We start from the raw sequence: 1,331 nt of genomic DNA on the forward strand, positions 1-1,331 counted from the left end.
CGGCACGGCGGCCACGGTGCGGTCCGGGAGCTCGCCGAGCTCGTGCTCGCCGCACGCGAGGCGAAGCTCGGCTCCGGGGCATCCGACCCCGTGCGCGAGTCGCGCGAGCTCGACCCCGCCCATCCCACGCGCGAGCAGCGCGAGGCCATCGCCGCGGCGACCTCCGCGACCTGACCGACCCACGAAAGCGAGCCACCATGTCCGTGCGCATCGGCCACGCCGCCATCGGCGAGTACGAGCCCGTCTACGTCATCGCCGAGATCGGCCTGAACCACAACGGCGACGTCGAGATCGCCAAGCGCCTCATCGAGGTCGCCGCGCGCGCCGGCGCGCAGGCCGTGAAGTTCCAGAAGCGCACGCCCGACCTCTCCACGCCCGAGCACATGAAGCCCATGCCGCGCGAGACCCCGTGGGGCACGATGACGTACCTCGAGTACCGCCACCGGGTCGAGTTCGGCCGCGACGAGTACGCGGAGGTCGCCCGCCACGCCGCCCTGCACGGCCTCGACTGGTTCGCCTCACCGTGGGACGCCCCGGCCGTGGCCGACCTGGAGTCGTACGGCGTCGTCGCGCACAAGATCGCGTCGGCGTCGGTGACCGACGTCGAGCTCCTCGAGGCGGTCCGCGACACGGGCAGGCCCGTCATCCTCTCGACCGGCATGTCGACCCTCGACGAGATCGATCGCGCCGTGTCCGTGCTCGGCACCGAGCGGCTCGTGATCATGCACGCCACATCGAGCTACCCGATGCCCTCCGAGGAGGCGAACCTCCTCATGATCCCGGCGCTGAAGCAGCGCTACCCGGGGGTGCCGGTCGGCTACTCGGGCCACGAGCGCGGCCTCCAGATCTCCATCGCCGCGGTCGCCCTTGGCGCGGTCGCCGTCGAGCGGCACATCACGCTCGACCGCACCATGTGGGGCTCCGACCACTCCGCCTCGCTCGAGCCGCAGGGCCTGGAGCACCTCGTCCGGGACATCCGCATCATCGGCGAGGCCCTCGGCGACGGCGTCAAGCGCGTCTACCCGGGCGAAGAGGCGCCGAAGGCCAAGCTCCGCCGGGTGCTCGCGTGACCGGTGCGCCGGGGTCGGGTGCCACGAGGTCCGGGATGCCGGCGACGGATGGCGCGGAGCGGCGCCTGCTCGTCGTCGGCGACTCCGACTCGTACGTGAAGTGGGGTGCGGCGCTCGCCTCGACGCTTCCCGGCGAGTGGACGACGCGGCTCGTCGTCATCGCCTCGCCGGTGCAGCCGAGCGAGCGGCAGCTCGAGCACGCGCTCGACGGGACGCGGTTCGCGCCCGGCGACGCGCGGATCCGGCCGCTCGACGGGCGGG

2 protein-coding genes are annotated in these 1,331 nt (G+C 73.2%); both read left to right on the forward strand.

Annotated features, from left to right (window positions below):
- Nucleotides 1-197: 197 nt before the first annotated feature.
- Nucleotides 198-1,070 (forward strand): N-acetylneuraminate synthase family protein, encoded by an 873-nt coding sequence (locus ESO86_RS17085; protein ID WP_129235974.1) that lies wholly within the window; start codon nucleotides 198-200, stop codon nucleotides 1,068-1,070.
- A gap of 35 nt (nucleotides 1,071-1,105) precedes the next feature.
- Nucleotides 1,106-1,331: DUF6716 putative glycosyltransferase (locus tag ESO86_RS17090; protein ID WP_340638872.1), on the forward strand; the 226-nt coding region annotated here is incomplete at its 3' end.

Origin of the sequence: Agromyces binzhouensis (assembly GCF_004135055.1) — a bacterium.
GTDB lineage: Bacteria > Actinomycetota > Actinomycetes > Actinomycetales > Microbacteriaceae > Agromyces > Agromyces binzhouensis.

Excerpts from the sequence above, each read along its gene's own strand:
- ESO86_RS17085 (WP_129235974.1), top strand. The coding sequence starts at position 198 with ATGTCCGTGCGCATCGGCCACGCCGCCATCGGCGAGTACGAGCCCGTC.